Source organism: Aquipseudomonas guryensis, from assembly GCF_014164785.1.
GTDB classification, from domain to species: Bacteria; Pseudomonadota; Gammaproteobacteria; order Pseudomonadales; family Pseudomonadaceae; genus Aquipseudomonas; species Aquipseudomonas guryensis.
Genome location: NZ_JACJFN010000005.1, coordinates 166,275 through 178,526 on the forward strand (window position 1 = coordinate 166,275; position 12,252 = coordinate 178,526).

The following is a 12,252-nucleotide window of genomic DNA, read 5'->3' on the forward strand; positions in this document are numbered from 1 at the left end:
TGTTGTTACCGCATCAGTTCAGGTAGGGGGACCAGGACGGTTCCCTGACATCACCTTGAGCGGTGGGAATCGGGAGTCTGACGCGCCCGTTGGTAGACACGAGCATCAGCACTCCACGGCCCTGCTGGCGGGTGGCGTAGATTAGCATGGTGCCATTGGGCGCAACAGTAGGCGAATCGTCCAGACTGGTCTCGGAGAGGATGCGCGGAGCGGAGCCTGAACGCGTCAGATCTTGCGCCGCCACCTTGAAGTTGGTGAAGCCATCCTGGCGATGGATCATCACCAGCATCTTTTCGTCAGCCGAAAGTTTCGGGTTGGCGTTGTAGTTACCGATGAAGGTCACGCGCTGCGCCTCGCCACCGGCGATGTTTTGCTTGTAGATCTGCGGCTTGCCGGCACGATCCGAGGTGAAGTACAGGGTCTGGCCATCCTTGCCCCAGAAGGGCTCGGTATCGATGGCGTAGTGATTGGTCACACGCTGCAACTGACGGCTGCCGAGGTTCATCACGTAGATTTCCGGGTTGCCGTCCTTGGACAGCACGAACGCCAGGCGATTGCCATCCGGCGACCAGGCCGGCGCACCGTTCAGACCCTGGAAGTTGGTGATCTGCTCGCGGCGGCCGGTGTCGATGTGCTGCACGAAGATGCGCGGACGGCGCTGCTCGAACGACACATAGGCAATACGGCGGCCATCCGGCGCATAGCGCGGCGACAGAATTGGCTCGCGGGACTGCAGCAGGGTCACGCCACGGGCACCGTCATAGTCAGAACGCTGCAGGGTGTAACGGGTGTTGTTGACCGAGAAACGCTCGGCGGTGACGTAGAGCATCTTGGTGGAGAAGGCGCCCTTGATACCGGTCAGTTTCTCGAACGACTGGTCGGCAACATGGTGCGCCATGTCGCGCAGCTGGTCCGGCGTACCGGCCACATTGCCGGCCGCGACCTGCTGCTGACTGGCCACGTTAAACAGGGCGAACTGCACCTGCAGGCGCCCGCCCGTCGGCGCGATGCTGCCAACCAGCACGTACTGGGCGCCCAGGGCCTGCCAGTCGCGGTAGATGATCTCGCTGGCCTGGGTCGGCAGGCTGATCATGTTCTGCCGTGGAATCGGCTCGTACATACCGGTGTTACGCAGGTCATTACCGATGATATCGGCCATGTCCTCGGGCAGCACGGTACCGCCCTGCCAACCGAAAGGTACTACGGCAATCGGAATGGCCCGGTTGGCCCCGCCGGTTACGGAGATGTTCTTTTCATCGGCGACAGCCAGGCCGGCTGCGCAGCAGAGAACAACAAGCAACCCTCGAAGAATATTGATCACAGGTCCAGATCCTCTGGTGTAAATGTCATTTTGAACGAGCGATAAGGCGCGAAGTCCGCAGGGCTGATGCTCTGCATTTCAGTAACCTGGCCCACGTTGCGCACCGCCGTTACGGCAGAGCTATCGAAGGCAGCATCGCCACTGGAGCGCACCACCGAGGCATTGACGATGGAACCACCCGGCAACATATTCACCTGCACAGTAACACTCATGCCATTACGTGCCGAAGGTGGGCGAATCCAGTTCCGCGTCACCAGTTCACGAATCAGGTCATCGTAATTGCCGGTTACCTGATCCCCTACCTCATCAGCGAGCGCCTGCTGCCGCTCGGTAGTATCAGAAAGCAGGTCAGCCAGTGCCGCCGCTTTCTGATCGGCAGCTGATTTACGCGCAGCTTCCTGAGCCTTTTTCTTGGCTGTTTCGGCAGCCGCCTTCTTCTTGGCGTCTTCTGCAGCTTTCTTCTTCGCCGCTTCGGCGGCCTTCTTCTTGGCCTCCTCGGCGGCTTTCTTCTTCTCTTCCTCAGATTTCTTCTTGGCGATATCGGCGAGCTTCTTCTGCTCGGCTTTCTTGGCCTCTTCCGCTTTCTTCGCCTCAGCCTTTTTCTCAGCCACTTCCGCTTGTTTGGCTGCCTCGGCTTTCTTTTGTTCCGCGGCCTCCTGCTTCTTCTGTTCTTCCTTCTTCGCCTCGAGCTGTTCCTGCTCGTACTGACGCGCAGCCGTTTTCTTGGCTTCGCCGGCAATCTTCTGATTGGTCTGGGTAGTCGCCTGGCTCTGCGACTTAGGCGAATAAAGGGTCACCTGGACGATCGGCTTGGGCGGCGGCAGATCAGGGGCGAACTGAAAGCTGACGAACAGCATGGCAAACATCAGGGCGTGCAGAGCCACGGCCCAGATGGTCGGCCAGAAGTAGCTTTCTGACGAGGAGCGTGCGCTCTGCTGCATCAGGGCGCCTCGGTGATCAACCCGACGTTACCCACGCCGGCTTCTTGCAGACCACCCATGACGGCCATCACCGAGCCATAGTCGACCGCCTTGTCACCCCGCACGAAGACCTGCACTTTCTTACCCTGACTGGCGTTCTGCTGCATGATCGCGGTGACCGTCTGCACCAGTTGCGGCAACGCGGTAGCGGTCTCGCTCTGCTTGCTCTGATCCTGGTCGACTTCCTCGCCCATGTTCCAGTAGTAGGTCTTGTCCGCTTTGATCGAGATGGTCAGCACGCGAGAGTTGTTATCCTGCGGCAAAGCCTCACTGGAAACCTTGGGCAGGTCGACCTTGACGCCCTGGTTGAGCATCGGCGCGGTCACCATGAAGATCACCAGCAACACCAGCATCACGTCGATATAGGGCACGACGTTCATCTCGGCGACTGGCTTGCGTCTATTGCGAATTCTGGCCATGGGCAGCCTCAGTCCTCGCTGGTATGCACTTTGCGGTGCAGGATCGCCTGGAACTCGTCAGCGAAGGTGTAATAGCGGCTGATCAGACGCTCGCCTTGTGCGGAGAAACGGTTGTAGGCGATAACCGCCGGGATGGCGGCGAACAGGCCGATGGCGGTAGCGATCAGCGCTTCAGCAATACCTGGGGCCACGGTAGCCAAGGTGGCCTGCTGTACCTGGGCCAGGCCGCGGAAGGAGTTCATGATGCCCCACACGGTACCGAACAGGCCGATGTAAGGGCTGGTCGAGCCGACGGTGGCGAGGAATGGCAGGCTCTGCTCGAGCTTCTCTTCCTCGCGCGAAATGGCTACGCGCATCGCACGTGCCACGCCGTCCATCACTGCATCCGGATCGACGCCGGACTGCTGGCGCAGGCGGGAGAACTCCTTGAAGCCGGCACGGAAGATCTGCTCCACGCCGCAGTCCGGGTCCGGATTACTGCCGGCTTGGCGATACAGCTTGGACAGGTCGATACCCGACCAGAAGCGCTCTTCGAACATTTCCAGCGACTTCTTGGCGGCACGCAGCATGGTGCTGCGCTGGAAGATCATGATCCACGACATGACCGAGGCGGCCACCAGAATGAGCATGACCAACTGCACCACGAAACTGGCGTTGCTGATCAGGCTCCACATGGACATATGGTCTACGGCGGCGTTAGCTTCCACGCTTACTCTCCTGCAGGGGATAGACCCGCGACACTGGCGAAGGCTGCACGCAGCGCTTCGGGAATGGCCCGGGGTTTCAAACTGTCGGCGCGCACACAGGCCACCACGAACTGCCCTTCACAGAGCAGTGCCTTGTCCGTGACCCGCCTTACCTGTTGACGAAAGCGCAGGCTGGCACGGTTTAACTCGATTACATCGGCCGTCACAAAAAGTTCGTCGTCCAGCTTGGCGGGCGCGTGATAACGCGCCTCGGCAGAATGCACAACGAACAGCAGGTCTTCCGCCACCAGCGCAGACTGGGCAAAACCCAGTTCACGCAGGCGCTCGGTGCGAGCCCGCTCCATGAATTTGAGGTAGTTGACGTAATAAACGATGCCGCCGGCATCGGTATCTTCGTAATACACCCGACAACGGTGAGCAAAAGGCTGGGCCTCGATTTGCGCGCGCATACTCTAGTGCTTACTCCCGGCCTTGCCAATCGGCCAAGCCCCCTGTTTTTAAACTATTCATTGCTGCCCGCGAAGAGGTCGGCAACCGGCGCTTCGACCATGCGCCCCGGCACATTGAGACCGAAGTGCAGGTAGGCGTGCCGCGTCACCACCCGTCCGCGCGGCGTGCGCATGATATACCCCTGCTGGATCAGATAGGGCTCCAGCACGTCTTCGATGGTTCCGCGTTCCTCGCCGATGGCCGCAGCCAGGTTGTCGAGGCCGACCGGCCCGCCGTCGAACTTGTCGATCATGGCCAGCAGTAGACGCCGATCCTGGTGATCGAAGCCACGTTCATCGACATCCAGCATGTTCAGTGCCTGATCGGCAACGCTACGACTGATCTGTCCACCCGCCCGCACCTCGGCGAAATCGCGCACACGACGCAGCAGACGATTGGCAATACGCGGCGTACCCCGGGCGCGGCGGGCAATCTCGAACGCACCCTCGGCATCCAGGGCCAGGCCGAGAATGGTGGCGGAGCGGCTGACAATGGTCGCCAGGTCGGAACTGGAATAGAACTCCAGGCGCTGGACGATGCCGAAACGGTCGCGCAGCGGATTGGTCAGCATACCGGCACGGGTGGTGGCACCGACCAGGGTGAACGGCGGCAGATCCAGCTTGATCGAACGGGCGGCCGGGCCTTCACCGATCATGATGTCGAGCTGGAAGTCTTCCATCGCCGGGTACAGCACTTCCTCGATGATCGGCGACAGACGATGAATCTCGTCGATGAACAGTACGTCACCGGCCTCCAGATTGGTCAGCAACGCGGCCAGATCGCCTGGACGCTCCAGCACCGGGCCGGACGTGCTCTTGATCGACACGCCCATTTCCTGGGCGATGATATTAGCCAAAGTGGTCTTGCCCAAGCCGGGCGGACCAAAGATCAGAGTGTGATCCAGCGCTTCCGAGCGGCCCTTGGCGGCCTGGATAAACAGCTCCATCTGCTCGCGAACAATGGGTTGGCCGATGTAGTCGGCCAGCGACAGCGGACGGATGGCACGATCCAGCTGCTCGTCACGCTCGCGGCCAGTGGCGGTTATCAGGCGGTCGGCTTCAATCACGGGTTAAACCATTCCCTTCAATGAGCGGCGAATCAGATCCTCACTGGAGAGGCCGTCTTCCTGTACTGCAGCCACGGCCTTGCTGGCCTCCTGCGGCTTGAAGCCGAGGGAAATCAGCGCGCTCACGGCGTCACTCTCCGCGCTTGAGACTGCCACGCCGGCACGGGGTTCCACCACCAGGGTGGCGATGGACGGCACGGTTTCCCAGGCCTTGAAACGATCTTTCAGCTCAACCAGCAGCCGCTCGGCGGTTTTCTTGCCGACGCCGGGGACTTTCACCAGGGTCGAGGTATCGCCGGCCTGCACGCAGCGCACCAATTCGTCCACTTCCAGACCGGACATCAGCGCCAGGGCCAGTTTGGGGCCGACACCATTCAAGCGAATCAGCTCGCGAAACAGCTCGCGCTCGCGCTTCTCGGCGAAACCGTAGAGCAGATGGGCATCCTCGCGCACCACCAGATGGGTGTGCAGGGTCACCGGCTCGCCCAGCGACGGCAGGCGATACAGCGTGGTCATCGGTACTTCCAGCTCGTAGCCGACGCCATTCACATCGACCAGCAGGTGCGGCGGCTGTTTTTCCGCCAAGGTGCCTTTCAGGCGTCCGATCACGACTTGTCTTCCTTCTATCTATTACAGGCGCAGACGGCCGCCGCGCCGCTTGGCGCCGACCAGGCCATGGGGAATCAGACTTTGCCGATGGTGGGCATGACACAGAGCGATAGCCAGAGCATCGGAGGCATCGATCTGCGGCTTCTGCACCAGCTTGAGCAGGTGCATGACCATCATCTGCACCTGCTGCTTGTCCGCCCCGCCGGTGCCGGCAATCGCCTGCTTGACCTGGGTAGCGGTGTACTCGCTGATCTCCAGGCCCGCCTCGACCCCGGCGACTATCGCCGCGCCGCGGGCCTGACCGAGCTTGAGCGCCGAGTCGGCATTCTTCGCCATGAACACCTGCTCGATGCCCATGGTCACCGGCCCATGCAGGCGAATCACCTCGCTGACGCCGCGAAAGACGATCTGCAGGCGCTCGGGCAGCGAGCCGTCGCCGGTACGAATGCAGCCCGAAGCGACATACTCGCAGCCACGACCGGTATCGCGAACCACGCCATAGCCAGTGATACGAGAACCGGGGTCGATACCCAAAATCAGCGTCATGCCCTGCCGTTCGCTCCGGGTGCCGGCAAACGCCGCCACACTGTCTATTTATCCAGCCCAGGAGTATACGGGCCGACTACCAGTGGCGTCACCCGGCCGCACAGATAAAAAAGCCGGAAGCGCTTGGGGCGACTTCCGGCTTCTTACCCAAAGAGAGATCAGTCCAGCTGCTCCATGATCTCGTCGGGGATTTCCGCGTTGTGGTAGACCTCCTGCACGTCATCGAGGTCTTCCAGCATGTCGATCAGCTTCATGACCTTCTTTGCGGTTTCCAGGTCAGTAACCGGCGCACTGATCGAAGGGATCATGGCGACTTCCGCCTCCTCGCCCTTGAAACCGGCCGCCGTCAGCGCCTCGTTGACCGACAGGAACTCGGCAAAACTGGTCGACACCAGCGCCGAACCGTCCTCGCCCATCTCCACGTCATCGGCACCGGCTTCCAGCGCCGCCTCCATCAGGGCATCTTCGCTGACGCCCGGAGCAAAGCTGATCTGCCCCTTGCGGTCGAACATGTAGGCCACCGAGCCATCGGTGCCGAGGTTGCCGCCACACTTGGTGAAGGCATGGCGCACTTCGGCGGCGGTGCGGTTGCGGTTGTCGGTCATGACCTCGACGATGATGGCCACGCCGCTCGGCGCATAGCCTTCGTAGCTGAACTCGACGACATTGTCGGCTTCGTTGTTGCCGGCACCGCGGGCAATTGCCCGGTCGATCACGTCACGCGACATATTGGCGGTCAACGCCTTGTCCACGGCCAGACGCAGACGCGGGTTATCCGCCGGCAACGGGCCGCCATGCTTGGCCGCAACGGTCAGCTCACGAATCAGCTTGGTGAAGATCTTGCCGCGCTTGGCGTCCTGACGCCCTTTGCGGTGCTTGATGTTGGCCCACTTGGAATGACCAGCCATAACTCACTCCGGTTGTTGCAATTCACTTTTAGACGACCCAAATGCAAGGAGCCTGGCAAATCCAGGCTCCTTGTCACTCTGGCTTATTCAGCCTTGGCTTGCTCGCGCAGACGAATATGCAGCTCGCGCAGCGCCTTGTTATCCACCACACCCGGCGCCTGGGTCATGACGCACGCCGCGCTCTGGGTTTTCGGGAAGGCGATCACTTCGCGGATCGAGCTGGCGCCGGTCATCAGCATGACCAGGCGATCCAGGCCGAAGGCCAGACCACCATGGGGCGGCGCACCGAATTTCAGCGCATCGAGGAGGAAGCCGAACTTCTCCTGCTGCTCTTCTTCGCTGATGCCGAGCACGCGGAACACGGTCTGCTGCATGGCCTTGTCGTGGATACGGATCGAACCGCCACCCAGCTCGGTGCCGTTGAGCACCATGTCGTAGGCACGCGACAGCGCAGTCGCCGGGTTAGCTTCCAACTCTTCCGGGCTGCAGCTCGGCGCGGTGAACGGGTGGTGCATGGCGGTCAGGCTGCCATCGTCGTTTTCCTCGAACATCGGGAAGTCAACCACCCACAGCGGCGCCCACTCGCAGGTCAGCAGATTCAGGTCATGACCCAGCTTGATGCGCAGGGCACCGAGAGCCTCGCTGACGATCTTGGCCTTGTCCGCGCCGAAGAACACGATATCGCCGTCAACTGCACCGACGCGATCGAGGATCACGTTGATGTTGTCCAGCGGGATGTTCTTGACGATCGGCGACTGCAGGCCTTCGACGCCCTGAGCGCGCTCGTTGACCTTGATGTAGGCCAGGCCCTTGGCGCCGTAGATGCCGACGAACTTGGTGTAGTCGTCGATCTGCTTGCGCGGCATGCTCGCCCCGCCCGGCACACGCAGCGCAGTGACGCGGCACTTCGGGTCGTTGGCCGGGCCGGCGAAGACCTTGAAGTCGACGTCTTTCAGTTGGTCTTCGACATCTACCAGCTCCAGCGGGATGCGCAGGTCCGGCTTGTCCGAACCGAAGCGACGCATGGCCTCGGCCAGGGTCATGTGCGGCAGCTCGCCGAACTCGACGTCCAGCACTTCCTTGAACAGGTTGCGGATCATGGTCTCGGTGATGCCCATGATGTCTTTCTCATCGAGGAAGCTGGTCTCGATGTCGATCTGGGTGAATTCCGGCTGGCGGTCGGCGCGCAGGTCTTCGTCGCGGAAGCACTTGGCGATCTGGTAGTAGCGGTCGAAGCCGGCGACCATCAGCAGCTGTTTGAACAGCTGCGGCGACTGCGGCAGGGCGAAGAAGCTGCCGGCGTGGGTACGGCTCGGTACCAGGTAGTCGCGCGCGCCTTCCGGAGTGGCGCGAGTGAGGATCGGCGTCTCGACGTCGAGGAAGCCATTCTCGTCCAGATAACGACGGATGCTGCTGGTGATGCGCGAACGCAGCTTGAGCTTCTCGGCCATTTCCGGGCGACGCAGGTCGATGAAGCGATAGCGCAGGCGGGTTTCTTCGCCAACGTCGGTGTATTCGTTGAGCGGGAACGGCGGGGTTTCCGCTTCGTTGAGCACTTCCAGCTCGTAACCCAGCACCTCGATGGCACCGGAGGCCATGTTGGCGTTGCGCGCGCCCTCAGGACGCAGGCGCACCTTGCCGGTGATCTTGACCACGTACTCGCTGCGCACGCGGTCGGCCTTGGCGAAGGTCTCGGCGCGATCCGGGTCAAACACCACCTGGGCCAGACCTTCACGGTCACGGATATCGAGGAAGATCACCCCACCGTGATCACGACGACGATGGACCCAACCGCAAAGGGTGATTTCCTGACCGTCCAGGCTCTCGTTCAACTGGCCGCAATAGTGGCTGCGCATCATGATGGTGGTTCGCTTCTCTAATCAGTCTTGAATTCGTCGGGGCGGCCAACTGGCGGCGCCGGGGCCGTTTACACAGCACTCGTAAGCCGCGCGGGGCTTGCCACAAGGGCCAGGACGAGCATTTTCTTCAATTCGGACGCGGAGCAGGTCAAGCAATCGACCAGCGGTGCAGCAGGCAGGCGCATGCCCGCATCCGGGGCAAGGGGCGGGATTATATATGGTTAATTGCCACCGCGCAGCCGCCCGCCCCGCCGCTTTCGCCACTGCTTTCTATACTGTCGGTTCAGCCCCTGCGGAGACCTGACATGGCCACGCCACGCCCTGCCGACCTTTCCAGCGACCTGCTGGATGATTTTCGCCTCGACACGGCCGAGCAATTGCCCCGCTGCGAGCAACTGCTGATCGAACTGGAGCGCCATCCTCAGGACAACGCCAGGCTGCGCGAACTGTTTCGCGTGGTACACACGCTCAAGGGCAACCTGGGCTACGTCGAGCTGAACAGCTTGATGGCCCTGCCCCAGGCCATGGAAGACGTACTGGCCCGCCTGCGTGAGGGCGAACTGGAGTTCGACAGCCTGCTGGGCGACATCCTCCTGCTCAGCCTCGACCACCTGCGCAACCTGATCGACGAAGCCCTCGGCGGCACACCCGCCGCGCTCGACCCGCGCGCCTTCAACAGCCTGTGCCAGGCCCTGCAAGCACTGGCTGCCGCCCCGGCGGCACGGCAAACGGAAATCCGCCGCACCCTGCTGCAACACCTGGACCCGGCTACCCGCTTGCAACCCGTAGCGCTGCCGAGCCAATCGCATACTCACAAGCTGCTCGCCGAGCACGGCATCCAAGCCGATGCGGACCTGCTGTTCTTCAGCGAGCTGATGGAGGCCGGCGAGCACCGCTCGCATTACTGGCATGGCCGTGGTCAGCGCCTGCTCAGCCTGGCCCTTAGCATGAATGCGACGGCGGGCGGACCAGTAGAGCCGGCACAACTAGCCGCAGCGGTATGCCTGCACGACCTGGGCATGGCCTTTCTGCCGCTCGACCTGCTACACAAGGAAGAACACCTGAGCCGCGAGGAGCGCAGGCAGATGCAGGCCCACCCGCGCCAGGCCTATGAACTGCTCAAGCGCATGCCAACCTGGGCTAGTGCGGCAGAAATAATCCTGCAGCATCAGGAACATGCCGACGGCAGTGGCTATCCAAAGGGGCTGCGTGAGAGCGAAATCCATCCCGGCGCGCTGATCCTCAATATCGCCGACACCTTCGACGCACGCACCCATGAGCGCGCCCACCAGACCCTGAGCAAGCGTCCGCGCCTACGCGCCATATTGGAGATCAACAACCTGGCCAACAGGCAGTTCAGTGCCCACTGGGTCGAGGTATTCAACCGCACACTGCAACAGCACCCGGAACTGGCGCGCCTCTGAAACCCCATAAGTGCAGCGTTATAGACCCAGAACATCGCATCTATTGATATAAGCCAAGGTCGCACCTGGGGTGCCCCGTGATAGGCTCGAGCCATTACGGGGAGCGTCTACCCCGGCCACCTGAGAGGAGAAGCAAGGAATGGAAATCAACATTGGCATCGCCGAACAGGATCGTGCCGCCATCGCCGAAGGACTTTCCCGCCTGCTGGCGGACACCTACACCCTGTACCTGAAGACCCACAACTTCCACTGGAACGTGACCGGCCCAATGTTCAACACCCTGCACCTGATGTTCGAGGCGCAGTACACCGAACTGGCACTGGCCGTTGACCTGATCGCCGAGCGCATCCGCGCCCTAGGTTTTCCAGCACCTGGCACCTACGCCGCCTACGCTCGCCTGTCGTCGATCAGGGAAGAGGAAGGCGTGCCGGGTGCCCAAGAGATGATCACACTGCTGGTTCAGGGCCAGGAGGCCGTAGTGCGTACCGCGCGCGGCATCTTCCCGCTGCTGGAAAAAGTCAGTGACGAGCCGACTGCGGACCTGCTCACCCAGCGCATGCAAGTGCATGAAAAGACTGCCTGGATGCTGCGTAGCCTGCTGGCCGCCTGATATCCTCTAGCAACCAGACCAAAGGCCCGGCTAGACCGGGCCTTTTGCCAGGCGCACCAGCGCTGTCTAATCTAACCTTTGCCTATTCGCCCACCCTGCCACAGTGACGTGCATGAGCCAGCCGCCAAAAGCTCCTTCCATTCTCGAACTGTTCCCGGAAGAGACCCGCGAAGCTGCGGCGCTGCTCAAGCAGGCCGTGCCGCACATGATGCGTCACGATATCCCACCGAATCCGATGCACTACGCGCTCTGGTACGCCTACAGCAGAGGCCTGGAGCCGGATCTGAATCGGCGCCTGGACAAGATCGTCAAGGACTTCGACAGCTTCCCACCGGAAAGCGCGCTCAAACTGTTCCGCGACTTCATCATCCGCGGTGAAATCGAAGACGCCCGCGCCGGCCAGCAACAAGTAATGGACCTGGTCGATGACATCGAAGTCGATGTGTCGCACAGTGTGACCGGCAGCCAGCATTACCAGAACAGCCTGACCCTGGGCCTGGCCGCACTACAGGAGCCGGTCACCGAAGACCTGCCCAACGTGCTCAGCGATCTGCAGCAAAGCACTCAGGAAATGCAGGAGCAGCAGGAAAAATTCCTCTACCGCCTGCGCGCCGCTCAATCCGAGATCCAGCATCTGCGCAGCCAGCTGGAACGAGCACATATTGCCGCGACTCTGGACAGCCTGACCAACGTCTTCAACCGCCACGCTTTCACCCGCCTGCTCGAACAGGCGCTGAGCACCGACCAGCATGGCCTGGCTCTGGTCATGCTCGACATCGACCACTTCAAGCAGTTTAACGACCAGTATGGCCACCCCCTGGGTGACCGGGTGCTGCAGCATGTCGGCCAACTACTGCGCGACCTACTACCACCTCGCGGGGTTGCCGCTCGCTACGGCGGCGAAGAGTTTTGCGTGATTCTGCGCGATTGTTTCGATCTGCACAGCGCCCATGCTTTTGCCGAACAACTGCGCCTGAAAATCCAGGCATTGCGCATCAAGGTACGCAGCACCGACAAGATTCTCGACACGGTTACTGCCTCCTTCGGCCTGGCCTTGGCGAACAACAGCGACACCTTCGAAAGCCTGCTGACCAGAGCCGACGACGCCCTCTACCAGGCCAAACGCAATGGCCGCAATCAGATCCACCCCGCCACCCCGGAAACTGCGCTAAGCGCATGATTTGAGTAGCCATCCGCTTTGCGGTTAAATACGCCCGTGTTGCACGGCCCTGAGCGGCCGCAACATAGGCGGGATAACCCCCGCTTCACCCCTGCCTACTCAATATCCGGGCACCGCGCAACACATCGCTCGTC

General features: G+C 61.5%; 13 protein-coding genes. 3 read left to right on the plus strand and 10 right to left on the minus strand.

Going from position 1 to position 12,252, the window contains the following annotated elements:
• Positions 1-13 precede the first annotated feature (13 nt).
• The 10 genes from tolB to aspS all read right to left on the minus strand — a co-directional run bounded on the left by tolB (position 14) and on the right by aspS (position 8,904).
• On the minus strand, positions 14-1,321 hold the full coding sequence (gene tolB, locus H3H45_RS18400; RefSeq protein ID WP_182835155.1) for a Tol-Pal system beta propeller repeat protein TolB: 1,308 nt from the start codon (positions 1,319-1,321) through the stop codon (positions 14-16).
• On the minus strand, positions 1,318-2,262 hold the full coding sequence (gene tolA / locus H3H45_RS18405) for a cell envelope integrity protein TolA (protein WP_182835156.1): 945 nt from the start codon (positions 2,260-2,262) through the stop codon (positions 1,318-1,320). The genes tolB and tolA overlap by 4 nt, the downstream gene beginning before the upstream one ends.
• Positions 2,262-2,720: a protein TolR gene (gene tolR, locus H3H45_RS18410; RefSeq protein ID WP_182835157.1), complete on the minus strand. Its 459-nt coding sequence runs from the start codon at positions 2,718-2,720 to the stop codon at positions 2,262-2,264. Before tolR ends, tolA begins: the two co-directional genes overlap by 1 nt.
• 8 nt (positions 2,721-2,728) lie before the next feature.
• Positions 2,729-3,427 carry a protein TolQ gene (gene tolQ, locus H3H45_RS18415; protein ID WP_182835158.1) on the minus strand — a complete coding sequence of 233 codons (699 nt, stop codon included), beginning with the start codon at positions 3,425-3,427 and terminating at the stop codon, positions 2,729-2,731.
• A 2-nt stretch (positions 3,428-3,429) separates the two neighbouring features.
• A complete protein-coding gene (gene ybgC, locus H3H45_RS18420) occupies positions 3,430-3,876 on the minus strand; it encodes a tol-pal system-associated acyl-CoA thioesterase (protein ID WP_182835159.1) in 447 nt (148 codons plus the stop codon).
• 53 nt (positions 3,877-3,929) lie between these two features.
• On the minus strand, positions 3,930-4,982 hold the full coding sequence (ruvB, locus tag H3H45_RS18425; RefSeq protein ID WP_182835160.1) for a Holliday junction branch migration DNA helicase RuvB: 1,053 nt from the start codon (positions 4,980-4,982) through the stop codon (positions 3,930-3,932).
• Positions 4,983-4,985: 3 nt separating this feature from the next.
• Complete coding sequence (gene ruvA, locus H3H45_RS18430) at positions 4,986-5,591, minus strand: Holliday junction branch migration protein RuvA (protein WP_160494131.1); 606 nt, start codon at positions 5,589-5,591, stop codon at positions 4,986-4,988.
• 21 nt (positions 5,592-5,612) lie between these two features.
• Positions 5,613-6,137, minus strand: coding sequence for a crossover junction endodeoxyribonuclease RuvC (ruvC, locus tag H3H45_RS18435; RefSeq protein WP_182835161.1), 525 nt, complete (start codon positions 6,135-6,137; stop codon positions 5,613-5,615).
• A 158-nt stretch (positions 6,138-6,295) separates the two neighbouring features.
• Positions 6,296-7,045, minus strand: a complete 750-nt coding sequence (locus tag H3H45_RS18440) for a YebC/PmpR family DNA-binding transcriptional regulator (RefSeq protein WP_182835162.1) — start codon at positions 7,043-7,045, stop codon at positions 6,296-6,298.
• An 83-nt stretch (positions 7,046-7,128) separates the two neighbouring features.
• Positions 7,129-8,904: an aspartate--tRNA ligase gene (gene aspS / locus H3H45_RS18445; RefSeq protein WP_182835163.1), complete on the minus strand. Its 1,776-nt coding sequence runs from the start codon at positions 8,902-8,904 to the stop codon at positions 7,129-7,131.
• A gap of 305 nt (positions 8,905-9,209) precedes the next feature.
• Here aspS and H3H45_RS18450 point away from each other — a divergent pair, with 305 nt between their 5' ends.
• The 3 genes from H3H45_RS18450 (at position 9,210) to H3H45_RS18460 (ending at position 12,118) form a co-directional block, all read left to right on the plus strand.
• Positions 9,210-10,328 (plus strand): HD domain-containing phosphohydrolase, encoded by a 1,119-nt coding sequence (locus tag H3H45_RS18450; RefSeq protein ID WP_182835164.1) that lies wholly within the window; start codon positions 9,210-9,212, stop codon positions 10,326-10,328.
• Positions 10,329-10,467: 139 nt separating this feature from the next.
• A complete protein-coding gene (locus H3H45_RS18455; RefSeq protein ID WP_182835165.1) occupies positions 10,468-10,938 on the plus strand; it encodes a Dps family protein in 471 nt (156 codons plus the stop codon).
• 112 nt (positions 10,939-11,050) lie between these two features.
• A complete protein-coding gene (locus tag H3H45_RS18460) occupies positions 11,051-12,118 on the plus strand; it encodes a GGDEF domain-containing protein (protein ID WP_182835166.1) in 1,068 nt (355 codons plus the stop codon).
• Positions 12,119-12,252 lie beyond the last annotated feature (134 nt).

What these genes read in the sequence shown, in the direction of transcription:
- H3H45_RS18455 (WP_182835165.1), top strand. Translation starts at nt 10,468, where the DNA reads ATGGAAATCAACATTGGCATCGCCGAACAGGATCGTGCCGCCATCGCC.
- H3H45_RS18460 (WP_182835166.1), top strand. Translation starts at nt 11,051, where the DNA reads ATGAGCCAGCCGCCAAAAGCTCCTTCCATTCTCGAACTGTTCCCGGAA.
- ruvC (WP_182835161.1), bottom strand. Translation starts at nt 6,137, where the DNA reads ATGACGCTGATTTTGGGTATCGACCCCGGTTCTCGTATCACTGGCTAT.
- H3H45_RS18440 (WP_182835162.1), bottom strand. Translation starts at nt 7,045, where the DNA reads ATGGCTGGTCATTCCAAGTGGGCCAACATCAAGCACCGCAAAGGGCGT.
- H3H45_RS18450 (WP_182835164.1), top strand. Translation starts at nt 9,210, where the DNA reads ATGGCCACGCCACGCCCTGCCGACCTTTCCAGCGACCTGCTGGATGAT.
- tolR (WP_182835157.1), bottom strand. Translation starts at nt 2,720, where the DNA reads ATGGCCAGAATTCGCAATAGACGCAAGCCAGTCGCCGAGATGAACGTC.
- aspS (WP_182835163.1), bottom strand. Translation starts at nt 8,904, where the DNA reads ATGATGCGCAGCCACTATTGCGGCCAGTTGAACGAGAGCCTGGACGGT.
- tolA (WP_182835156.1), bottom strand. Translation starts at nt 2,262, where the DNA reads ATGCAGCAGAGCGCACGCTCCTCGTCAGAAAGCTACTTCTGGCCGACC.
- ybgC (WP_182835159.1), bottom strand. Translation starts at nt 3,876, where the DNA reads ATGCGCGCGCAAATCGAGGCCCAGCCTTTTGCTCACCGTTGTCGGGTG.